Here is a 23,966-nt window from a genome sequence, read left to right on the forward strand (position 1 = left end):
CAGAATATCATAGCGGTTCTAAGAAAGTTCTTGTTCTAACCTACAGCGCACTGCCACCAAACAGGAAGCGGTACTCCCAATGTTTGCCAGAGATATCACTAATCGTTACACCACCGCCGGCGTTGGAATACGTATGTAATACCTTGCCGTCGCCTAGGTAGATCCCTGTGTGAGTAATCCTTGCGCTAGATTTATTAACGCTGGAATACGATGATGCAGAGCTGCCTTTATACGACATGAAATACATCAGGTCACCACGCTTCAGGTTTTTCCAGTTGGTCTGAACAGCACCCTTAGCTTTTACATAGTCTCCCTGCTTACGAGAATCGGCTGGAAGCTTGATGCCAAGTGCATCGATGAACGCCTGACGTACAAAGCTGGAACAGTCAAACGTAGCTGTGCTGTTACGACTCGCTCCGAATTCATACGGTGTACCCCAATATTTCATTCCCGCCGCAATAACTTTCTCCACAGACGCATTGCCGGTTTCCGATGTGGCACTATTTGAACCCGACCCGCTTGTACCGCCACTTACAGCTTGTGTGTATTTGGATGAAGAAGATATGTAGCCTGTCCGATTCGCAGAATCCTTAATCTTATACCAATCCGAACCGGATTGCTGAAGCACTGTTACCGTCTCCCCTTTAGTGATCAAGCGAACAACTTTCGCAGAAGAAGAAGGTGTTGTGCGTAGGTTTACGCCCCAAATTACTTTTACTTGTGAATTCTCAACAGCAGCTGCCGATACCTGTGCCGTTAGTGCTCCTGTCGTCAGACTTCCCATCAGCATCGATGCTGTGACACTTGCTGTAATAATTGTTTTCTTCCAATTCATGATGTCGAGTTCCCCCTGATGTTACAGAATTTTAACCTGGGTTGCTTCTCCCCGGCTTGCCCCATTGTAAACGGGCTATCCATAACGTTCATCAGCCAAAAGTCCTGTATTGATGCAGGCGCACTTGAGCACTAAGTAACAGGGTCTGTCCATCCTCTATTGGCAAAAAGCACTGCTGATTCCTTCTTTTACAAAGGTTAAATTATTGTAACTATTTGATATGCTTCATTTTTTACCGATAAAAGAGTTAGGTCAATCCTCATCCAGTACATGGGTCATATGAACTATGTTTTAATGTTTAAAATCGCAAATATGGTAAACATTACTATGGTTCAATTTCTAATTACCGTTATCCATTTGAAGGATTATTATAAAAAAAGAAAAAGCTAGGGATTTCTCCCCAGCTTAATCTGTATTTCTCATGTCCTTAATGATCCTACAACTGGTTAAGCAGCTGTTTACTGATTAAGGTTCGATTCCCCATACTTTCGTGCCGTCCTGATAAGCTGTCACTTTCGTCCAGGCACTGAAGGCCGTTTGGGTGGAATCAAAGGAATAATCATTCGTTAGATCAAAATTCGTCCAGTTGTTTTTCGAGAAACGCACCTGGATAATTCCGGTCTCGGCACCCGCAGCCAAACTGCCCGCACCCGATTTGAATCCAATCTCCAGATAGGTATCTGCCGTGCCCTTGGCCGGATCGATCGAAACAAAATGTCCTTCCACGTTACTGCTTCCAATCTGGGCATAATCACACCAGAAACTCAGATCAGCCGCACTATCCTTCGTGAAATAATACCGGAGCTTCACTTTGCTCAAGTCCACAGCAGTTGTACCTGTATTCTTCACATTGAACTGTGGAGTGATCGCATTACCTGAAGTTCCTGAACCACCATTGCGATATTGTACTTCAAGTGCTCCCGTTGTGACCGGAGGGGCTAATGGGGTCAATACCAAGACATTCGAATTCGTCTGACCACTCGTATTCACGGCTACGATTCGGTAATTATATGCCGTACCATTCACCGCTGTGGCATCGGTATACGTCAGTGCAGTCAACCCCGTTGCCAGATCAGCATACGCCCCGTTGCCTACCGAACGCTGTACCTTATAACTTGCTGCTCCAGTCGATGCTGTCCATGTCAGTACCGCCTGGGCATTCCCAGCCGTTCCAGTAAGGTTGAATGCGCCTGGCACAACGACACCTGCGAGTGGTGTTGCAGATGCCTGTGCCGACGGTGCAGACTCACCTGCGGCATTCACCGCAGTGATGACATAATAATACGTTGTACCGTTGGTCAAGCCCGTATCCGTGAATGTTGATCCTGTGACACCAGTTGCTACAGACGTATAAGGACCACCGTTCACTTCTGCACGCTTCACAGTATACGAGGCTGCACCAGCGGCTGCGTTCCAATTCAGAACCACCTGCTCGCTTCCTCCGGTTGCTGTTACGCCAGCAGGAGCACCGGGCACTTCCACTCCCGGACTATCGGAATCTCCGAGGAGTCGATCATACTCTCCATACGCTGTAGCCATATCCACCTGTGACCAGAAGCGGTGATACGTAAAGGTAGGTGCTCCGTTCTCCCACTGCTTCGTGGTCGGGTTATACGACGTTTTGTACAGGTTATCCAGGTAAGCCCATGCCGGATCTTGCTTGATGGCCGGACGCAGGTCGGAGTATCCAATGTATACGCCATTGCCGCCTTTCGCTGGATCGGAAGGTACACCTGCTGTACCTGGAATCGTGTTGCCTTGACCAAAGGTTCCGGACCAGTTCGCAGGGATATAGATCTCTTTGGCAAAGAAGCGGAAGTAGTCTTTACGCTCTTCTTCGGTAACGATACCCACACCATCATTGTAATCCCAAGCAGTATCCAACAGAGCTTCCGCCAGATCCTTGGCTTCTTGACCTTTCACACTAAGTGTGCCGTTCTCCGCCTGTGTCCCTGCCGCGAAGAAGGTCAGTGCTTTAACGTAACTTCCCAGAACTCCTGTGTCCTGCACGGGATCTTTGGTCGTTACACGGAAGTTCGGATTTTCCGTAAACGAACTGAAGCCGTTCCATTTGTCCGGTTGACCCTGCCATTCCTGACCACCCGGAATCCAGAACTCTCCCGGAGCCGGTGTTGTCGCTACCTGAACATTGGTTCCACCCAAAATGCGCTGTCCTGCCGCATTCAGATAGTAGCCTTGCGCATCCGTCACTGGACGCTCACCTACAAATACATAATCCTTGGACCAGTCAATCCACTTCGTGATCACTTTCTTGGCCATCTGGAAGTTCTCAGAGGACAGATCACCGCTCTCGGCAAGAATATAATACATCTCGGCTACACGCTCCAGCGGCCATGCCTGGAATCCAAACCATGTGTTGGAATCCGGGTCACGATACACGGGTGCTTCTTGATAGGCCATGTCATAGAAGGTACTGATTCCTGCCGGATAGGCCGCATAGGAACCACCGATACTGTTGGTTGCCCCCCCGCCAATGGCTCCTTCATGGGATTGCAGCCATGTGTAGAATTCCAGCTGACGTTTGAGCGTGGCATTCCAATCTGCCTTCGCTGTTGCTGATTCAGGAATCAGGCCGCCAGCCGGGTCAGACAAGGCATAGGCTGCAACCGGGTTTTGATAAGCCTGATGGGTATGACTCGCTCCAATACGCCAAGCCCAATCCCCACCTTGACCCAAACCACCGCCCCATGACGTATACCAAGCCATGAGATACATGTTGGAATCTTTACCTGTACCCGGCGTCGGTGTACCGTTCTTAGCACTTCCAATTTTCTGGAAGTATTTATCATACATGCCATAGCGCAGGTAGTCGCCCATCTTCTTCGCTTTATCCAGATATTCCGGGTTGTTGTATCCCATCTCCTTCGCCCAATACAGAACCTGAACAGCACGTGCATCGGCATCCGTTGCGTTGGTGTAACGCCATTGCGCTGACGGTGTCTGATTTTCCTTTGTGAACAAGCTCATGAAGCCTTCGTTTGCCTTACCAAAGGATTTATCATCCTGGGATGGATGCGGAATCGCTTCCCACACAGATTCCTGCTCCCCACGCTGGAATGTGTTCACATAGGTAGCCGTATGGGATGGATTCAACAGGTTACCATATCCATACCAGTTATCCACATCCACCAGCCAGTGCATGAGATAAGTCTGATTGTCACCATAAGTGGCCTTCAGTTCAGCATCAATCGGGTCTTTACCCGCTGCATACTGCCCATTAAGTTGCGATGGATATTGATCCGGGAATGGTTTTTCCCCTGCATACGTAGCAGGGCTGTTCGGGTTGTATGAGCTCATCGTAGGCTGCTCTTCCTTGCCGTCACCTTCGTTGACCGGGATAATGAATTTCTCCATACTATCCCATGCAGCTTCCAGTTGGGACCAGTCTCCCGTATAGTGACCATACATGGTCTCTAGCCATAGCCAGTAACTGTATGCCTCGGACGTCGTCATATGACCATAATCCGGGGCTTCACTCAGCAGGGTCTCAATGGAATGATAAGGTAGACCCTCTGGCGAGAAATATCCGTTTGCCGGATCTTTCAACTGTTCATACAATTGCAAAAACCGGGCTTCATTGATACTGTCGGACTGAATCTCGATGGCCTGATCTGCGGCATGTGCCGTTTGCGGCCCTGCCCACAGTCCGGTGTATCCGGTCAACATGACAGTACCCGCCAGCATGGCTGTTAAACTTTTTTTCGCAGCTGATTTCAACATTGATATATACCTCCCTGGAATAGTGGAATTGACATTCAATCAGTTACGGCTCCAAGCCCCATACTTTGTTGGTTCCCTGATACGCGGTTACCTTGTTCCATGCGGCAAAAGCTGTCTTGTAGGCATCATAGGAATAGTCATTACTTTGATCGAAATTGCTCCAGTTATTTTTGGAAAAGCGTGTCTGGATCACGCCGGTCTCTGCTCCAGCGGCCAAACTGCCTGCTCCGGACTTGAAGCTGATCTCCAGATACGTATCAGCTGTACCCTTCGCCGGATTCACCGCGACAAATGTTCCTTCAACATTGGCCGTACCCATCTGGGCATAATCACACCAGAACGTCATATCATCGGTACCATCCTTGGTAAAATAATATCGGATCTTCACTGTACTAAGATCGATTGCCTGTGTACCGGTATTTTTCACATTGAACTGCGGGGTCACCGCATTGCTTGAATTCCCGGACCCTCCACTGCGGTACTGCACTTCGAGTGCATCCGTCGTCACCGGAGGTGCAGAAGGCGTCAGTGCCAGGACATTGGACAGCGTCTGCCCGTTCGCATTCATGGCTGCAATCCGGTAATTGTACGTGGTGCCATTTAGCGCAGTCGTATCCGTGTAAGTCAATATGGACAATCCGGTTGCCACATCCGCGTATGTTCCTCCTGCCACCGAACGTTGTACCTTATAGCTGGTAGCGCCCGAAGCTGCTGTCCAGGTCAGGACTGACTGTGCATTGCCAGCCGTCCCACTTAAAGTCAGTGCTCCCGGCACTGTTGAAGCTGCTTGCGGCGTAGCCGACACCTGCATAGAACCCGATGATTCCCCTGCTGAATTCACGGCAGTCACTACATAATAATAAGTGGTTCCATTCGTCAGCCCCGTGTTTGTATAGGTCAATCCATTCACACCCGTCGCGACAGTGGTATATGGCCCTCCACTTACCTCGGAACGCTTCACCGTATACGATTCAGCCCCGGAACCAGCTGTCCAGGTCAGGTTAACCTGACTGCTTCCCGCCACAGCCTGCACGCTAGCAGGTGCGCTTGGAACCGTAACTGGTGTCACACCAGGCTCCTGTCCGTACACCTTCACTCCGGCATCATAGACTGGAAGGTAGATGCTCTTCACAGGATTGCCTGTGGTCAGCGACTGGAACGAATGATCATTGTTTGCATTCCATGCGCCCTGTGGGCCTGTAATGCGGAACTGTACTTCTTTGCGATAATCCCCTTCCCCACCTGGATAGATCTTCGTATTACCAAAGTTCGCCGTAATCGCATAGATATGCTGGGCTGCATTCACCGCAACCGGTTGGGATACCGTCGCTCCCTCCGTATAGGAGGTTGTCACTTGAACGTCCGATACAGTACGTCCAGCAGCATATACTTCACTCAAATCCAGGAAATATTTAAAAGACAGTTGATCTCCCATTCGGGCAGGCCAAGCGGAACGATTATTCAGCTGTGCCCGGATTTCCGTATAATTGCTACCGGATGATTTGATGGCAGCTTCCACAAAGAACTCATCACCCTTGACCTCAGGTGCAGGGAAGTTCGCAAGGGGTTGATGATTCTGACCAAACAATAGATTCATCTTGGCCAGTGCGCCAGTAAAACCGGCATTGTAATCGGTTGCCACCTCATTGCTCACATAATCTCCGATATCATCGGTATATCCATCTGATGCATCCGGTCCGCCGACCATGGCACCATACAGAATGTGGCGATGGTTAGCCGGGATATCCTCGTTATTCAGCCACGAACCGTGAGCGGTTCGATGATGCGGATGTTGGGGTGCATTTTGCCCGTATCCGACCACATAACTGCTCTGACGCGGGTTATCACCCAGAATATAATTCATCTGTGAGACGGCGAAATCCTGATATCTTGATTTTTTCACAGGATCACTGACCCAGTCGGAGTATACGAAAGAAATAAAGGCTGCATTCGCTGCATAACGGAGCGAGCCCCATTGATCCAGCCACGCAAGACCTCCTGGCGTATACTTGACTCGTGTCCCATTAACTCCAACTGTCCAGTAATCCAGGTTGCGTTCTGTCGACTGAATAAATCTCGTCGCCTCCGGCATGTTCAAGCTGGACGTAATCCGGGCAAGCAGGATCTGGGCACCATAATGTTTACTGTCCCAACCTTGTGTCCAGGTATACGGCCAATTGGCTGAGCCTCCGCTAGAAGACCAACGGTCCGTAGCTGCAATGGCTTTGGACAAGTAAGCGCTATCATTAGTAGCTAAATATAACCATGCTCCACCCCATGCCAGCTCATCTTCGTATCCTGTCCATGAGTTATAGAACGCTGCGGCATCCGTGATACAATCGGTGTATTCCCCACGATACGTATCTGCAAAGTTGTACAGCTCTTTAGCATGTTGGAGCAGTCTGGCCGAGTATGCCGGATCATCATCTGCAAATACAATCGATGACGCTGCCAGTGCTGCCGCCGTTTCTGCCGCCAGATCACTGCCCGGGCAGGAAGCATCGATCTTAAACGACGGACGATTCATCTGCATGACTTCTGCCGGCCCCCACCAGGCATGGTCCGTATTGCCTGCCCCGACCTGTCCCCATAATTCATTTGGTTTCGTATGCGCTTTCATAAAATAGTCGGTCGCCCATCGGATATTATCCTTGATCTCCTCCAGTTGTCCGGCCTGTTCATATCCATCGCCGTATTCCACGACAGACCAAGCGAGCATCGTAGCGGAAGCAGCCATCGGAAAGCCGAATTTCACATGATCCCCGGCATCATACCATCCTCCAGTCAGATCAACGCCTACATCGGCCCCATCCTGCATGCCCGAATTACCGCGCCACTCGACCCGATTACTCGCTGGCAATGGACCCGAACGCTGCGCCTCATAGAAGTAAATGGCCTTTTGCAGTGCTTCAGCATAGTTCTGATTGTCGGCGGCCGCATCCGCCTTAGGTATTCCTGTGCCCATCGATAAACTGCCTGCCAGTAGTCCTGCCGATAACGCAATCATGGCGACTCGTCTCCACCAGCTCCCCTTCATGTTCAACTATTCATCTCCTCTTCATGAATATTCCTTATGCATTACTCTGGACTGCAAGTTTATATCGCTCCTCTCCATGGTGTATTTGAGTGTAAGTTCCACCATTAATTACCATTATAGCCGTTTGTTTTACTAGCTATATAAGCGTTGGTGACTTCTGAAATAACATTGTTGTGACCTAGTCTGCGTCAAACGACAAAAAAACTGTTTCTCTAACCCATATACGCGTTAGAGAAACAGCTTCTCGCCCTTGCTATAATACCACAAATTAAATGGCATTCTGATCATTCCGTCTGTATGTTCTTCTACCCAGGTATCCAAACATCTTAATGATTATACTTTGAACTTGTTAATCTGCTCCTGCAGTTCTTCAGCCATTTTGGATAATGAACCTGCGGATGAAGCGATCTCTTCCATGGAAGCCAACTGCTGTTGAGTTGCGGCAGACACATTATGAACCCCGCCTGCTGCCTCTCCGGCGATGTTGGAGATCTGACTTACATAGCCTACGACTTCAGTCGTACTCGCTGACATTTCCTCTGAACCAGCGGATACTTCTTGAATTTCACCCGCTACTTTGTTAACCGCATCCGAGATCTGCTCGAACGCTTGTCCTGCCGCAGTAACCATCTCGATTCCTGCCTCCGTCTCACTGCTGTTCACTTTGACTGCCTGAACAGCATGATCGGTATCTTTCTGAATCAATTGAACGAGATCCGTAATCCGTTGCGCTGATGTGGAAGATTCCTCTGCAAGCTTACGCACTTCTCCTGCAACTACAGCAAAACCACGTCCATGCTCTCCTGCTCGTGCGGCTTCAATGGCTGCATTCAGTGCAAGCAGATTGGTCTGCCGGGCAATGTTGTTGATTACCTCGGTAATGGTTCCAATCTCTGCTGAACGTTCCCCTAGCCCTGTTACCAACTCTGTAAGTGAAGCGATGGAATTTCGAACAGAACCCATCTGTTCAACCGCTTGCTGAATGATCATGTTCCCTTCGGAAGATTGATTCGCCGCATCCACAGCAGATACGGATACACTCTGGGCAAGCTCAGCAATCTGTTCCGACCCGAGAGCCATCTCATTCATCGCCTGTGAAGAACGCTTCACAATATCGACCTGATCGGACGTACCCACAGCCAATTCCTCTACCGTTTGGGAGATCTGTTCCGAAGCTTGGGTATTCTGCTCCGCACTTGCAAGAAGCTCTTCCGATGAAGCAGCTACCTGTTCGGAAGTCATCGATACCGATTCAATCATCTCGCGCAGATTACCCGACATGGTATTAAAGGAATTAGCCAACGTGCCTAATTCATCCTTATTCTTCAGTACAATTTTCTCGCCTGTCAGATCACCACTTGCTATTGCCATGGCAGCTTCATTCATCTTTTTGATTGGACGTGAGATAATGCTTGCAATGAAGAAAGCAATGAAATTCGCAATCAAGAAGGCAAAAATTGTCACGGCCAAAATTACGTTAAATGTATTTTCTGCAAGCAAAACAGACTCATTTGTTGCAGCATCCGATCCTTCATTACCCAAATTAATTAACTTGGTGATAGAGTCATTTGCTGTGTACCACATCGGATAAGCCTCTGTGTGTAAACGACTAGACTCAACAAAATTGTTGTTCAAACCAAATTCGATAAATGCCGGCATTTTCGCTACATAAGCATCATAATTCGTACTAAAATCATTATAGAGCTTAAGCGCTGCTTCGTTGTTTGCAATTAACGTTTGCAACTGTTTACGCTCATCTTCAATCTTGGTAAGCAGCAACTGTAGCGCTTCGTTCATCTTTTTTGTTTCATCTTCATTCGTTTCCACGATGATGGCAAGCGCCAATCGCTCTACATCAGAAATATCACCATTCATCTTCCCCAGTAAACTCACACTCGGCATCCAGGTCTGATCCACTTCATTCGCCCTTCCAGACATACTATGAATCTGGACTAATGCATAGCCACTTACAAAAACCAGCAGAATTACGACTGCCAGAAAACCAACCAATAACTTGCCTCGAATCGTTAACCTCAATTTCCCCAACATATTCCCCCGCGTGTCTTCCACATTCCCCACTCCTCAACTTAGCGCATAAACTAATGCATATGAATAATATATCGTCACCTCTAGTCATGAATTGTAGATGTCAGAATTCAATTTCTGCAAATTTCATGTAACTTCGAAAATAAAGCAAAAGAAGCCTCCAATCTTTGGTAGAACCAGAGATATAAGACTTCTTTCATTAAAAATAAACTACCATCAATTCACTAGACATTTCTTTCAATTGCTACCCAAAAACACGCCGGTGTATGTTAATGAAGAAGTCAGGTATCGACTTGGTATAATTGCGGGTTGAAATCAGAACCACACTGAGCAGACTACCGAGAAGGAATCCTCCTAGAATATCTCCTGGATAATGCACACCAACGTATACACGAGACACCCCTGTCAACACAGCAAGTAATAACATCCACAACCCCAAGCGACGCCCAATAAAGAATGAAGCAGCCGCGAGAGCAAATACAAAGGAAGCATGCTTACTTGGAAAAGATGGGTCAGGTACATGGGCAACCAGCTGATGTACGTTTCCCTCCACAAAAGGTCTTGGATGGCCGACCGCAGGTGATATGCCCCATTTCGCCAGAACTAACGCTGCAATGGATGCCACGCAAGCATAGAAAACGATACGCTGTTTGGATGGATCGCCAAGAAACCATACAATAACGAGTAGTGCAATCATAACCCAGACCGCATACTCCGATGATGTAATCATAAACCAGTCCAGAAATGGAATTTGGTCTGCAAACTGATTAATCCAATGAAATACGGATTGATTCATAACTAGCTTTTAATACCTCCATTACACACAACAAGATTATTTTTTACATATTAAATATTCACTAACTATTTGTCAAACAATCCTCACATTGACCGAAGTTACGAAATCAAAGAGGACATCTTGCTTTCTTTTTGTTAAACTAGTTTGGGTTACATATCAGTTCAATCATAGAAAGGTGAAGATTATGCTTAAAAAATGGTTATGGGGTACAGCCCTGACCCTGATGCTTGCTGTCACAGGGGTCGTTGTATATTACGGATATTCGATTGTTCATTTTGCCAATAGCATTTCAACCACTTCCGGGACTTCATCCAACGCTTCCTCATCTGGCACAGACAGCGACTCAGATACCCCAACCACAACGATTCCCAGATGGGAGGGCCAGGAACGGGTGAACATTCTGCTGCTTGGCGGAGATTCAAGGGGTGACGATGCGGGACGCTCGGACTCGGTCATGGTCGCTTCTATTGATCCCGTCACGAAGAAAGCCCATCTATTCTCCGTACTGCGAGATACCTATGTCGCAATTCCCGGTCATGGAAAGAGCAGGCTCAATGCAGCCTTTTCCTACGGAGGTGCAGAGCTCACCAAACAAACCGTCAGTGATCTGCTCGGTATTCCCATTCAGCATTATGTGTACACGGACTTTACAGGCTTCATGGCACTCGTTGATGCGGTAGGTGGTATTGAGATTGATGTTGAGAAAGATATGTATTACACCAGTAAAGCCGATAAACATATGTATGACATCGATTTAAAAAAGGGATTGCAGCATATGGATGGCAAAACAGCCCTTCAATATGTTCGTTTCCGTCATGATGCTACCTCGGATTTCACCCGTACCGAACGGCAGCGAATCTTCATGACCGAACTGGCCAAAAAGATGCAGAGTACCACTTCGCTCTTCAAAATCCCGGATATCCTGGAAGCGATCGCACCTTACATAGAGACGGATCTTAGTCCGACCCAGATGTTGAAACTGGCATCCCTTGGCTTCGATATCCATGCGAACGAAATAGACCAGCAGCAGATTCCACCGAACAAGCTGCTCACCAATGAACTGGTCGGTTCCGCTCAGGTGCTGGGTGTCGATGTAAGCAAACTCCAGTCCTATATTCAGAAACTGTTTGAAGAAGATGCTGCGCCCTCGGTGTCTCCATCATCAGATGAACAGAACTGAGAATAACAGAGTTGAAAATGAAGCGATTATTAAACAACGTATATTTCAGTTTAATACCCACAAAAGAAGACGGCTTCGGCCGTCTTCTTTTGTACCTATTTTCCCCATTTAATGCAGCCTTAATGTTTAACAGGTACCCTTATATGATGAACTCCGGTTCCTGGAGGGAGGATTCCATGTGAAAAAACCGCGAATAGCGGAATGGACCGAACTGCGTGGCATAGCCTTTCTGGCGATCGTCATGCAGCATAATATTGCCGAGTATATCTATCGCGCCGATATTGAGCAACCCGATTCCATTATGCTGACTATGATTTATCATCTGACCCGTTTTGGTACGCCAACATTTGTATTTCTGTCGGGTGTCATGTTGTTTTACCATCACCGTAACACCAAACCGGATTATCCTCGCTTCATTCGAAAGCGATTTGGCGATATCTATATGCCGTTTGTGGTATGGACACTCATCTATTGGCTTGCTGTCCGAATTTTCACCCCTGCGTTCTGGGCCAGTGGCATACCGGATATGCGCAGTCTGGTTCGTGAACTGTTTCTACCACAGACCGGATATCATCTCTGGTTTGTCATTATGGTGTTTCAGTTCTATATTCTGTTCCCCTTGTTTTGGACAGGAGCAAAAGCCATTCAGAAGCGTGTCCAAAACGTCATACGTTTCACGCCAATGCAAGTTATTATGACACTAATTCTCTGTGCAGCTGCACTCTACGCCCTGCTTATGAAATGGTCCTACTATAATATGGGCGGCTGGACAGAATCCATGTCTGAGCCATGGTCAACGTTGCTGCAATATCGCTCCTATTCATGGGTGATGTACTGGTTCTACTTTTTACTGGGTGCCGTATGTGCCTGGTCAGTCGATAGCTGGAGAAGTTGGACCACCAAGTTACTGCCATGGAACATCTGTCTGTTTATAGGGATGTATATATGGCTTGGTTACGATGTGCTTCGCGGGTCCGGGGATGTTGTTAATCTGAATATCTCCACCTATCTGAAACCAACCACATTTCTGATCATTATGGCCCAGATGCTTATGATGTATGGTTTCCTTGTACTGATGCGGAGCAGAGACACATGGTTTCAGCGCCTATTAGCCTGGATTGGCCGTTATTCGTTTGGTGGATATCTGGTTCATGCACTGGTGATCTACGCGATCGCTTACGTAACCAGACCGCTCCAACTCAGTGGATGGCATCTGCCTGTAACATTGCTATCGTTCCTTGTTACGGTTGGTATTGCTCTTGCAATCAGCTGGGCACTCTCCAAACTTCCTGGCTCACGTTTCACCGTAGGGTTAATGCGCAAACCACGTTCAACCCAGGATTCAGCTGGCGCTGTGGACAAAAGAAATTTACCTGAGCGAACTCCCTCACCCGGCGCAACTCGCAGTCCGGGAACAAGTGAGCCGTTCTAAAATAAAGAAGCGCGTCCCCTGATGGAGACACGCTTCTTTATTTTGCTTCGCTCGACGTTGATCGTCCCGGAACAGGTTCCTGGGGACCTGGGGCTGGATGCACGTTGCCCTTCTGATTCACAAATCTCTTCAGATCACCCGTTAATTGTTCCTTCAGCTTGTTAACCAGCTGTGTTTCGCTAATGCCTTTTGCCTGAGCAATCTCAGCCAAGGATTTCCCTCCCTGAAGCTGTTCATGAAGTTGAGCAGGGGTGACTCCAATAAACCGGGCAATTTCGCCCTTATCCACCATGGGACGTTTGCCATGGTGGGCAAATTCACGCCGCAAATCACGCAGCGGGGTATTGATGACCTTTTTTAACTTGGTATCCATGTCAGCCTTCGTGGCTGCAGCCTGTTCCTTGGTGAGACACCCCTCTTCTACTGCTTGATCCAGACGCTGGGCCAGTGTAGGCTTCAACTTCTGCAATAACTGCTCCTCACTAAGTCCCTTACGCTCTTTCGCAATCTGGGATAACGTCTTGCCAAGTTCCATCTGTTCTTTCAGATCCCGAAGCCCAATCCCAAGCAAGTCTGCCGTTTCACCAATCATGAACAGACCGTGTCCTGCCTGCATGCATGGCTTCGCTGGTTTGCCGGAGGAAGAAGCTTGTGACGTACCGTCATGTTCCTCAGTCCCAACCGTTGAATCAGCAAATGCTACATGTCCTGTTGCTGCTGTTATGACTACGGCTGCCAATCCAGCTGCCATCCATGTTTTCCATTTCAAATTCATTTCTCTGCCGCCTTTCCGATGTCGAAATCCTGTGCCTTCCTAGTTTGAACCTAAAATCCACTTTTTTATGCCATAAAATACAAAAAGTCATCATTTTTCTCACAAATGATCACAAAAAAACCTATTTTTTTCAGTTTATTTCCGCTATACTGAAGGTAACTTCATGATCTATATCAGTTGAACTACATATTATTTACACTGACACTACGCTGACAGAACAACCTTCCAATCGCTGTTACCCCCAGATTTTTTTGATCCCTTTTTCAAGGGAAAATCCGGTGATAAAGGCGAACGCTTCTCTTTTTCAGGTTTTTTCTGTCCTCTCCGTTATCGTGTAAATGATTATTTCAACTAATATAGTCGAACAGTCCTGGATTACCTTATCACAGGAAGGACGAGATATAACGATGCGGAGAGATTGGTTGGATCCGTTTAGATCCGATCTGGAGGTCGTGTTCGCTTCAGCGGAACAACTCGTACGGAAATATCCCGAACCTTTGTCAAGACATGCATTGGAGCAACTTCATTCGGTTAATCCCCTGTTACGAGATTCGGGGCACAGTTATATCGGGTATATCATCCCACTTTGGATGCAGTACTCGGATCAACTGCCTCAGGAGAAAGCACACCAATTAAGTACAGCCTGTCTTATTCACATGTTATATTTTCTGAATCAGGACGACGTGATGGATGAACAACCGGAGAATGCCGCTCTGAAGTTATCCCTGGGCAATTTATATTACATGGATGCACTTCAATCTTACTCGGCATTATTCGATCTTTCCTCCACGTTCTGGATCTATTTCAGACAATATGTAGTGGATTGGGCCGTGAGTGTTACGGGTGAGCATTTCATTGATTATTTTCAACAGCATCCCTTGTTGATTGCGCAAAAGGCTGCCCCTCTACTCATCGGAGCTACGGGTGCACTCCTTCTGTTGAATCAGTCCGAGCGGATCATCCCAGTATGTTCTGCCATCAACATTACACTCATGACACTCCAGATGACCGATGACTTCACAGATACGCATCAAGATGCTGTGCATGGAAACTACAACAGCTACCTCTCCCACATATCCGCAGCACTGAATCACAACTATCCCGCTCATCCTCTTAGCGAACGTATACATGACAATGTATACAACACTCAACTCATGAACTCTTATGTAGACATAGCACTTCACTATAATCGTACATTAACATCGTCTAACTTAGGAATATCGCATCTCGAGGTGTTTGATTCTTATTTATGCAGCACTTTAGTACAAGCTGTTCAGGACATTACACAACGGAAGAAACGGCTCCTCCAAGGTGGGTTTCATCACTGGATCAGCGATCAACAGTTGGAATTATGAGCATAAGGACTACCCTGATTCAGTTTAATTTCAAATATGAAGGGAATGTTGACGATGATGGTATCAGAGAAAACGTTGCATGAGGATATTATTGAAAAGGCTTGGACTGACGAGCATTTCAGACAACAATTGCACTCCAATCCGAAGCAAGCGCTTCGTGAAGCTTTCGGAATCATAATCCCGGAGCACATTCAGGTACGTACCGTTGAGGAGCAGCAGAATGATTATGTTCTTGTCATACCTCCTAATCCTTCCAAAGTAAATTATGATGTGAATTGCGGACCTTGGAGAAGTTAAATCGGGTGAGTTAAATTGGTAACGTAAGTGATTAGGGGTAGGGACAAAAAAAGCCGCTGTATTCTTCTGTGAGTTCGTCATTCGACGAACTCAGCAAAAGATACAACCGCTTCTGTTCCTACCCCTTTGGTACTTGTAAAGCTGATCTGTCCTTGCATCGCTTCAACAATTCGGAATGTCACCATCATGCCCAGGCCTGTGCCTTTGATTTTATTGGAGAAATAAGGCTCGCCCAACCGGGAGAGTGCTTCCTCATCCATTCCCTCTCCATTATCCCTGACATGCACCTTAATAACCCCATCCTGCTTGTAAGCCCAGATATCAATCTGGCCTTGTCCCTGCAGAGCTTCAATACTGTTCTTGATAATGTTGATAAAAGCCTGCTTAAACTTCGAGGAATTGCCCCGAATATATAAATCTGGCGGAATGTCAGTGGTGATTTTGCCACCTTCCAGATTAGCCATCGGTACAAGAATACCTTCAATATGATTGAACTCATCCGAGATATTGAGCGAGATAATATGGTCGAACTCAGGTTTGGCAAAGGTAAGAAAGTCCGTGATAATGCCCGAAGCACGGTCAAGTTCCTCCAGTGCAATACGCACATATCCCTTATTTTTGTTGTCTTCCTGTTCTGTCATAAGTTGCAGGAACCCTCTTGTCACCTGAAGCGGATTACGTACTTCATGGGCAACGGAAGCTGCCAATTCGCTAATAATCTCCATCTTCTCGGATCGCTGCAACTCATTGTTGAATAACTCCAGTTCCTTGGAATACTCCAGCACTTTGGTGTGTTTTTCGGCAAACCGACTTCCGAGAATGGCAATCAGCGAGATCACAAATGCAACCATGGACCATTTCCACCATAACAGATGATACGTCCCACTCCGCTGATAATACCACAACAGTTCAGCCACACTGATCAAGGCAAATGTACCGAATCCTGTCGCAAGCAGGATGGCTTCCCGATTTCGTTGCAGTGCTTTGGCGATGGTTCCAACCAACAGAATTGTCAGCAGGATGACCAGCACCATACCGACCACACGCTGTACGAGCAGATTGTAGAGAAACTCCCATTGCCCACCTGAAGTAACGTAGATAAATAGAGAGAACACAGCGATAACTGAATATATGAATGTTATTTTTCGCAGTTTGGTGAAGATCCCATGCAGTCCCGGCCCGATAATCTGCTCAAAAAAATAACATAGCGCTGGCATTCCCAGCAGCATAGCCAGATCAAAGACTACCGAATACAGGTCACCATATACCTGATAGAATGTATACAAAAATTGCGAATACGTGATGATCATTGTGCCGATGGAACCCATCACCATGCATAGTGAGATCCACAATCCCTTATGGAATTTGCCAAGGAAGAACGTACAACTCAGCATCGTAATCGCTGTGAAAACAAAGGTCGCACCCAAAATGACATCAATAAGGCCGTTATGAATATATCTCTCCTGTAACGCAGCATATGGTCCAACTTGAACAGTACCTTGTATGCCCAGACGACCTTTCTCATTTTGCGACCATACATAGAGCGTGTCACCCGAATTTTCGCTGGATAAGGGTAGTAACACCGCATTATTATCATAATTGTAATGGTAGTTCTCGTAGACCTTGCGGTCCTCCAGATAGATAACAATATGATTGCCTTTAATGTTCTCAAATCGAATGGCTGAGCTTTCCTCACTCAATTCAGGGATGGTCAGGCGAGTCCATAAGGAACTCGATTGATCCGTATTGCTATACTCTAACTTATCGATGCCCTGCTTTTCCCATATCTCATCTGTTCCCTTAACCTCACTTATGAACCCTTGATCGTCAACGTTCCCCCATTTTACTTCCCATCCTGTAATGGATGCAGGTTGCTGAATCGCTCCTGTAGTTGCAAAGACCATTCCATGTGGCATACCCAGAATAATCAATACACTCATCCATAAGATGACGATAGCTTTGGGCACATTTTTCATTCACAGCACCTCAAAGTTCCAATTTTCCCTATCTTAGATTCTCTCATTTATCATTCGCCACCATTTGTCACGTCACCTTCTTGAGATAAAATGAATTTTCACATTTAAGTCGATTTATAGTTTTATTTCCATTTTATTGTTATGCATATATGATTAATCACGCAAGTCTTCGAACTGGTTCTCTATCATTTCCCGTTCTTTCTGTTCAACTTGACTGCGGAATTCAAGCCACTGTTCTGTTTCTTCATCATCATAGATGGTCCATATATCGGAAAAAAGGAAATCCCGCAACTGGACAACTTGTCCGGACCATATTCCGCCTACCCAAAATAAACCGTCTGGACGACGGATGACGGTACGGGAGAACCCGGGTGTGGACGCCTTTTGCCCGATACGGATGCGTGTAATCATATTGCCCAGTGTGAACCAGTCCACTTGAGATCCCTCCCTTATATATTCAAGCTTCATCATAACATAGGCAAAACACGAAATGCTTTAAAAAGGGCGGCTGCGATTCAATCCTTTGCTCAGGGTGTAATGGTTTCTCAAAGCAAACAAACACACTAAGGAGATGATTGCAATGAATGAGCCACATCGTACGGTTGAGGTAGAACATAAGGATATTCAGCATAAATCGGATTCAAGTATGGTCGCTTCCACATTTATCAAATATGCCGCTTATGTCCTTATATTTTTCGGATTCTTATACTTCCTGGTTAAATACGTATTCCCCAAATTCTAAGGCATTCATATCGTAGCGAACAACCGGGGATAATAAGCTGTACAAGATTACAACACTAGCGCTTTGGGTAACTACGGGATAAGAAGCTTTGGACAACCGACAATGAAAGGAAGTGTTATTCATGTCCGACAAACCAATTAGTAACGAAGAGAGCGACCGCTATTATGACCGTTATCAAAGGTCACGCGATATTCCGCCAGAGACGGAAGTCCCGGAAGGCGATATGGATACCTTTGATGAAGTTTCAGGCAGACGGATTGTAACGGAAGATGCGGATCTTGCACCCGTAGCCGCAACGGCTGTGGACGAGCCGGAATTGGATTCACGTTTGGCGGAGACACCGCTGGAATCTGTACCGGATGCAGACCTGCTGCAACCAAACAGCCCAGTTGATCCTGCTGCCCCCGATCCGGATGCACTGCATGGTACCGATCTGCTCAATGGTGCTGGTGCGGATGCCCAACCAGAGAACGACATTCCACCACGACGTTAACGGCTGTTATGACATCCTGAATGAGGAGGTGCATATACGATGAAGGAAGATCGCGACAAACATGCGCATGAACCGGATAATCTTGTGACCGAAAGGGATATTGACACGGACTTCGGACTGTTCACTGAGGACTCCTTCCCCGAAGCACTTGAGGATGAGGATCAACGTGATGCGGTGGAGCATGCCATTCCTAAAGAGAAGGCTTCTCGCAAGCCCTCTTCAGATGATCAATAAACTCCCTATAAAAATTGAACTATAAAGTATGTACACTTGCCACGCCGATGACAGAATAACCTTCTGATCGCTGTTATCCCCAGATTTTTTGATTCACTTTTCAAAGGTAATAATCCGGGGATAAAGGCGAGCACTCCGTTTCTTCAGATTATTTCTACCCTCTACGTTCTCGTGTAAAAATTAGTTCAACTTATATAGATCCATAGTAGACTTAAAAAAGATGACGTCTGTAATTCCACAGCGTCATCTTTTTTCGTTTCGTTACCTGTAAGTTCAATTTCCCTTTGCAATTCAGTATCACCGCTTTGCGGAAACCTTACCTGCTCCAGGCAGTTTATGATCCAGTCCCGACCACTTCGCTACAATCGCAGTGATGATCAGTGCAAGTCCATTAATGATAAAAATCCAGCGTATCGGCAGCCAGCCACCGAGAACCCCGCCAATAATCGGTCCCGCCATCGTCCCGATCTGGGCAGCGGACTGATTCAGACTAAAAGCCCTTCCCCTGAAACTCGATGCGGTAGCCTGCACAATCATGGCGTTAATGGCCGGAAATACAGCTGCAAAAAATAGACCATACACAAATCGCAAAATGCCAAATGCGATATAACCTGTTGTAAAGAACTGCAGAAGATTGCCTACAGCCCCGCCAACCAGTCCAATGATCAGCACTTTACCGTATCCGATCCTTGTACCAATCTTGCCCCAACGCGGTGCCATAATAACAGTCGCAACTCCCACCGCCGAGAAAATAATACCCGAGCTGAGTGAGGCACGATCCGGCTGAACGCCCATCTCCATCACATAGACCGTCAATAGTGGCTCCAGAATCATGACGGAGAAGGTACATATGCCCATCATGCCAAGCACCGTCATAAACAAACGATTCGCTCTCGCTTCACGAATGTCATCCATGACGTGGGAACGTGCCTTGTTCCGGTTGAAGTTCTCTTCTTTTACCCAAAAGGTTGCGATAATTGCTGACACTAATACAACAATAGCCGAAAATAAAAATGCATTCCGGTTGCCATAATAGTGACTTACCACGCCACCAATTAACGGTCCAATAATACCACCAGTGGCTCCTGCAGTAGACATAATCCCCAGTGCATAACCGGTCTTCTCTTCAGGTGTATTCGTGCCTACCAGGGCAATCGCTGCTGGAACAAACCCTGCGAGCAGACCCTGAAACAATCTAACAACAATGAGTGAATAGGGGTCCTGCACGAAATAATTGATGAAATACAAGACGGCAAGGCTGTATCCTGACCGGATGAGCATAGGTTTGCGCCCGTATTTATCAGCCAGTGATCCCCAGAACGGAGACACGAGCGCACTCGCGAGAAACGTAATGCCGAAGGCAAGTCCTGACCATAACTCCAGGTGATCACGAACCCCCAAGTCAGCACTTAGAAACAGGGGTAGAAATGGAATTGAGATCGAATACGCCGTGCTGCAAAAAAATACACCAATCCACAATATGATGAGATTTCGCTTCCACGAGAAGTTCATATACCCGCACGCCCTTTCCGTTACTGACGCCGGGACTGCCGTATATTGGAGCGGACGGAACAGACCCGTACGTCCCCGATGCGGAAGCATTTTCCTTATTTTACACCCATCATTCCATGAAGGCCATCCCTTGTTCACCACAACCACACGTATTACATTGCCATTCTGTCCACAAAAACGGTATGATAGTTGGGTAAATATCCAAATATGATTTGGAGTAAATATATCATGCAGAGATGCAAGGAGGAACGTTTTCATGTCTTTACGTTGGAAAAAAACAACCGCAGTATCGCTTGTTCTTGCGATGCTGCTTATCGTCATTAGTGGTTGCGGACGCCCTGCGTCCAGTGCCGAGCAAACGCCGGTGCCAGCCGCACCTGAAGGTCCAAACCCTGTGGCAACCATTGAGATGCAGGATGGTCAAAAGATCGTTATTGAGCTCTATCCGGAAATTGCGCCCAACACGGTGTATAACTTCATCTCCCTTGCGAATAAAGGGTTCTATGACGGCCTGATCTTTCACCGGGTCATTCCGGGCTTCATGATTCAGGGTGGAGATCCAGAGGGCAACGGTTCGGGCGGTCCAGGTTATACAATCAAAGGGGAGTTCACTTCCAATGGTCACAAAAATCACCTGAATCATACTCGGGGAATCATTTCGATGGCACGTAAATCGGATAATCTGGATTCTGCAGGCTCCCAATTTTTCATCATGTTAGCAGATGCGGATTACCTGGATAATTCATATGCCACCTTTGGCAAGGTTACTGAAGGCATGGAAGTCGTTGATGGAATTGCAGCTCAGGAAATAGGTGAAGCTGACAAACCCGTTACGGATCAAGTCATGAAAAAGGTTACGGTGGACACCCATGGTCTGGAATATCCAGAACCGGTAAAAATGCCTTAATGCAGTCTAAACAAACAAAAGCTCTGTCCTGTGCGAATGTCACAAGGCAGAGCTTTATTTAATAATATTAATGATAGCGGTTACATATCTGACTTTATATAAAATGACCTCTTCCGGCATCATCCTCAATACATCCATCCCATCAAACGTAACCAGCCGATAATCGCAATCCATAACGGGCAGCTAAAGGCAACACCCCATGCAAGCCCTTTCAGTAAACCACGGTTTACTTCCACGAACAACGACTCCTTTCTCCAGGGAATAGTCGCAGTATCGGTAATAGTATATGATTTTATACCCGAATTCATTCGCCACGCAACCCTCATTTTCCTGCTTTTGTTCCGCAGATTCATGGAATGCTTTACGGGAACCTGATATACTATGACTACTGTACGATAAATGGAACCTGATTCATGTTTGGAAAGGAGATTTTCCTATGGCAAAATCCAAGAAACGCACTCCTGCTCCCAAAGCGGCAGTAGCACAGGATAAACCCACAACACTGAAAGATCTGCTTAGCAGTGATGTGCTGGAGAAGCTGAAAGCTCAGGCAGATGAGGCGAAGGCTGCCGAGGCGGCACTTAAAGAGAAGGAAAGCCAGCAAGCAGAAGAAGCTCGCCAAGCGGAACAGAAGCGCCGGGATAACGACTTCGAATATCTGCTGAATAACAGCGCGATGGACTGGAAGAAACATAAGTAAGCCAGGGCATGATCTGAGGGTGTCTACTACCTCCCACATGCCAAAATAATATTGCAAGCCGACAGATCATGAAGCCGATCTGCTCACAGGACAGGGCCGCCTTGCGGTCCTGTTTTTTTGATATGGACACATATTGATTCACCAGTCTTGAGCCGGGTATGTAGAAGTAGAAGGTACAACGATATTCTAACTCATGGAGGGATCAGAGATGACTGAACAACGTTTGGAAGGCAAAGTTGCAATAGTAACTGGAGGGGGCTCGGGTATTGGGCAAGCTACCGCCATTCGATTCGCTGAGCATGGAGCCAAAGTCTACATGCTGGATCGTACACCGGAAACTGCAGAGGAAACCAAGCAGACGATTGAAAAGGCTGGCGGAGAAGCATATGTGATCGAATGTGATATCTCCAAACCGGACCAAGTGCAGAAGGCGATCAATCAGGCTGCGGCTGAGGCGGGCAAGCTGGATATCATATTTGCGAATGCCGGCATCAACGGAACGATGGCTCCGATTGAAACGATGGAAATGGAGGACTGGGATCAGACGATGGAGATCAACATGCGCGGAACCTTCGCAACCGTCAAATATGCCATCCCTCATCTGAAAGAACATGGTGGCAGCATCATAATCACCAGTTCCATCAACGGTAACCGGGTTTTCTCAGGAATCGGATTCTCTGCATACGCTTCCAGCAAAGCAGGACAAACTGCATTTACGAAGATGGCTGCATTGGAGCTGGCTCGTTATAAAATCCGTGTAAACGCCGTCTGCCCAGGAGCCATTGATACCAACATCGATGATAACACCTACCCGTCGGATGATCTGAAAGAAGTACAGATTCCTGTTGAATTCCCTGAGGGTCATGAACATCCGCTCAAGGGTGAACCCGGAACGTCAAAACAAGTGGCGAACCTGGTCCTGTTCCTCGCTTCCGATGAAGCCTCTCATGTTACAGGAACACGAATCTACGTGGATGGCGCGGAATCTCTGCTTCGCGGATAAACATATAAATATAAGTTGACCCATTCAGGGACAACGCCCAATATCCCGCAAGCGATCTGATCCGGTCAGATTACTGCGGGATATCTTAGTATAAGAAGTTTATAATCCTGTGCAATGGCAATGCCAAGGATTATCGCTATAACGCTGAACTTTTACCTTTTTTCACACGATGCTTCATTCGGTCTGGAATGGCAAAGAACAAGACGTACATCAGCGAAAACAAGACTAGCGCAAGTACCTCTTCCCCAAGGATGTACATGGGATACGGACCTAACATATCAAGCACTGAGGGTGTACTCGGCTTGTATCTCAAAAACATGTAATTTGCGTCAAGCAAAACATCTACAACGTATACAATGAGTGCAGCCACATTCACAAATATCATGGAACCTGCTACAGATCTCCAGCTAGGTCGCAGCTGCTCCACCCAGGTCATGTAGAGTAAAGCCAGAATGATACAGGCATGAGCAACGAAAAATTGAATGAATCGAAAATGTGCATAAGCATAACCCAGATTAGGAGTCAGGATCGCCATAAGGGCTCCAGCTATACCTGCAAACAGCAGTGCAGAATGCAACAGTCGACTGCGTGTCAGTAGTAACAACGCCGATAATAGCAGAGACAGACTGCATAATTCGAGTGGCAGTGATGTCTGCAGGCTCCATCCGTCACCGTACACATACCAGATTTGCAGCACGATTTCACAGGTAAACATGATACAGGCCAGAACAATCCGCAGTTTGCGGCGGGCCCCTTCTGACCAAGATCGAAGACGGTGTCGAAGCAAAAACAATAGCATAATAATTAATGCAATTAAGCTAATGGTTACGATATGTGAAGTGGAGAACAGGATAAACAGCTCTGCATCATAAGGGTCCAGCCATGGTGGATACGCCATGCATCTC

At 47.0% G+C, this 23,966-nt stretch carries 20 protein-coding genes; 10 read left to right on the forward strand and 10 right to left on the reverse strand.

Annotation, left to right across the window (positions count from 1 at the left end):
- Window positions 1–40 precede the first annotated feature (40 nt).
- The 5 genes from MKY73_RS23730 to MKY73_RS23750 all read right to left on the reverse strand — a co-directional run bounded on the left by MKY73_RS23730 (window position 41) and on the right by MKY73_RS23750 (window position 10,455).
- A complete protein-coding gene (locus MKY73_RS23730; RefSeq protein WP_339303705.1) occupies window positions 41–835 on the reverse strand; it encodes an SH3 domain-containing C40 family peptidase in 795 nt (264 codons plus the stop codon).
- Window positions 836–1,300: 465 nt separating this feature from the next.
- The gene (locus MKY73_RS23735; protein WP_339303706.1) at window positions 1,301–4,576 is read right to left on the reverse strand and encodes a glycoside hydrolase family 48 protein; all 3,276 of its coding nucleotides are present in this window, start codon (window positions 4,574–4,576) and stop codon (window positions 1,301–1,303) included.
- Window positions 4,577–4,619: 43 nt separating this feature from the next.
- Window positions 4,620–7,613, reverse strand: coding sequence for a glycoside hydrolase family 9 protein (locus MKY73_RS23740; RefSeq protein WP_339308723.1), 2,994 nt, complete (start codon window positions 7,611–7,613; stop codon window positions 4,620–4,622).
- 333 nt (window positions 7,614–7,946) lie between these two features.
- Window positions 7,947–9,662: a methyl-accepting chemotaxis protein gene (locus MKY73_RS23745; RefSeq protein WP_339308725.1), complete on the reverse strand. Its 1,716-nt coding sequence runs from the start codon at window positions 9,660–9,662 to the stop codon at window positions 7,947–7,949.
- A 241-nt stretch (window positions 9,663–9,903) separates the two neighbouring features.
- Complete coding sequence (locus MKY73_RS23750; RefSeq protein WP_339303707.1) at window positions 9,904–10,455, reverse strand: undecaprenyl-diphosphatase; 552 nt, start codon at window positions 10,453–10,455, stop codon at window positions 9,904–9,906.
- Between the two features lie 184 nt (window positions 10,456–10,639).
- On the opposite strand from MKY73_RS23750, the gene MKY73_RS23755 reads away from it, so the two are divergent.
- Both MKY73_RS23755 and MKY73_RS23760 read left to right on the forward strand, forming a co-directional pair.
- A complete protein-coding gene (locus MKY73_RS23755; RefSeq protein WP_339303708.1) occupies window positions 10,640–11,635 on the forward strand; it encodes an LCP family protein in 996 nt (331 codons plus the stop codon).
- A gap of 178 nt (window positions 11,636–11,813) precedes the next feature.
- On the forward strand, window positions 11,814–13,067 hold the full coding sequence (locus MKY73_RS23760; RefSeq protein ID WP_339303709.1) for an acyltransferase: 1,254 nt from the start codon (window positions 11,814–11,816) through the stop codon (window positions 13,065–13,067).
- A 37-nt stretch (window positions 13,068–13,104) separates the two neighbouring features.
- Here MKY73_RS23760 and MKY73_RS23765 read toward each other — a convergent pair whose 3' ends face one another.
- Window positions 13,105–13,842 (reverse strand): hypothetical protein, encoded by a 738-nt coding sequence (locus tag MKY73_RS23765; protein WP_339303710.1) that lies wholly within the window; start codon window positions 13,840–13,842, stop codon window positions 13,105–13,107.
- Window positions 13,843–14,264: 422 nt separating this feature from the next.
- Between MKY73_RS23765 and MKY73_RS23770 the strand changes: the two genes are divergently transcribed.
- Entirely contained in the window at window positions 14,265–15,197 is a 933-nt protein-coding gene (locus tag MKY73_RS23770) for a hypothetical protein (RefSeq protein WP_339303711.1), read from the forward strand.
- Window positions 15,198–15,251: 54 nt separating this feature from the next.
- Window positions 15,252–15,494: an NHLP leader peptide family RiPP precursor gene (locus tag MKY73_RS23775; RefSeq protein WP_017690236.1), complete on the forward strand. Its 243-nt coding sequence runs from the start codon at window positions 15,252–15,254 to the stop codon at window positions 15,492–15,494.
- A 77-nt stretch (window positions 15,495–15,571) separates the two neighbouring features.
- On the opposite strand, the gene MKY73_RS23780 is transcribed toward MKY73_RS23775, so the two are convergent.
- Together MKY73_RS23780 and MKY73_RS23785 are read right to left on the reverse strand one after the other, a co-directional pair.
- A complete protein-coding gene (locus MKY73_RS23780) occupies window positions 15,572–17,470 on the reverse strand; it encodes a HAMP domain-containing sensor histidine kinase (protein ID WP_339303712.1) in 1,899 nt (632 codons plus the stop codon).
- 153 nt (window positions 17,471–17,623) lie between these two features.
- Window positions 17,624–17,905 carry a hypothetical protein gene (locus MKY73_RS23785; RefSeq protein WP_062832955.1) on the reverse strand — a complete coding sequence of 94 codons (282 nt, stop codon included), beginning with the start codon at window positions 17,903–17,905 and terminating at the stop codon, window positions 17,624–17,626.
- 145 nt (window positions 17,906–18,050) lie between these two features.
- Between MKY73_RS23785 and MKY73_RS23790 the strand changes: the two genes are divergently transcribed.
- The 3 genes from MKY73_RS23790 (at window position 18,051) to MKY73_RS23800 (ending at window position 18,939) form a co-directional block, all read left to right on the forward strand.
- On the forward strand, window positions 18,051–18,212 hold the full coding sequence (locus MKY73_RS23790; protein WP_339303713.1) for a hypothetical protein: 162 nt from the start codon (window positions 18,051–18,053) through the stop codon (window positions 18,210–18,212).
- Between the two features lie 121 nt (window positions 18,213–18,333).
- Window positions 18,334–18,705, forward strand: coding sequence for a hypothetical protein (locus MKY73_RS23795; RefSeq protein ID WP_339303714.1), 372 nt, complete (start codon window positions 18,334–18,336; stop codon window positions 18,703–18,705).
- Between the two features lie 39 nt (window positions 18,706–18,744).
- Complete coding sequence (locus MKY73_RS23800) at window positions 18,745–18,939, forward strand: hypothetical protein (protein WP_339303715.1); 195 nt, start codon at window positions 18,745–18,747, stop codon at window positions 18,937–18,939.
- Between the two features lie 297 nt (window positions 18,940–19,236).
- Here the strand turns inward: MKY73_RS23800 and MKY73_RS23805 are convergent, their stop codons facing one another.
- The gene (locus MKY73_RS23805) at window positions 19,237–20,451 is read right to left on the reverse strand and encodes an MFS transporter (RefSeq protein ID WP_339308727.1); all 1,215 of its coding nucleotides are present in this window, start codon (window positions 20,449–20,451) and stop codon (window positions 19,237–19,239) included.
- A 256-nt stretch (window positions 20,452–20,707) separates the two neighbouring features.
- Here MKY73_RS23805 and MKY73_RS23810 point away from each other — a divergent pair, with 256 nt between their 5' ends.
- From MKY73_RS23810 to MKY73_RS23820, 3 genes are all read left to right on the forward strand, one after another.
- A complete protein-coding gene (locus tag MKY73_RS23810) occupies window positions 20,708–21,358 on the forward strand; it encodes a peptidylprolyl isomerase (protein WP_339259280.1) in 651 nt (216 codons plus the stop codon).
- Window positions 21,359–21,794: 436 nt separating this feature from the next.
- Entirely contained in the window at window positions 21,795–22,058 is a 264-nt protein-coding gene (locus MKY73_RS23815; RefSeq protein WP_339303716.1) for a YqkE family protein, read from the forward strand.
- A gap of 208 nt (window positions 22,059–22,266) precedes the next feature.
- Entirely contained in the window at window positions 22,267–23,061 is a 795-nt protein-coding gene (locus MKY73_RS23820) for an SDR family NAD(P)-dependent oxidoreductase (RefSeq protein WP_339240128.1), read from the forward strand.
- A 136-nt stretch (window positions 23,062–23,197) separates the two neighbouring features.
- Here the strand turns inward: MKY73_RS23820 and MKY73_RS23825 are convergent, their stop codons facing one another.
- Window positions 23,198–23,959: a TIGR02206 family membrane protein gene (locus MKY73_RS23825; RefSeq protein WP_339303717.1), complete on the reverse strand. Its 762-nt coding sequence runs from the start codon at window positions 23,957–23,959 to the stop codon at window positions 23,198–23,200.
- Window positions 23,960–23,966 lie beyond the last annotated feature (7 nt).

Origin of the sequence: Paenibacillus sp. FSL R5-0519 (genome assembly GCF_037974275.1) — a bacterium.
In the GTDB taxonomy this organism is placed as follows: Bacteria; Bacillota; Bacilli; order Paenibacillales; family Paenibacillaceae; genus Paenibacillus.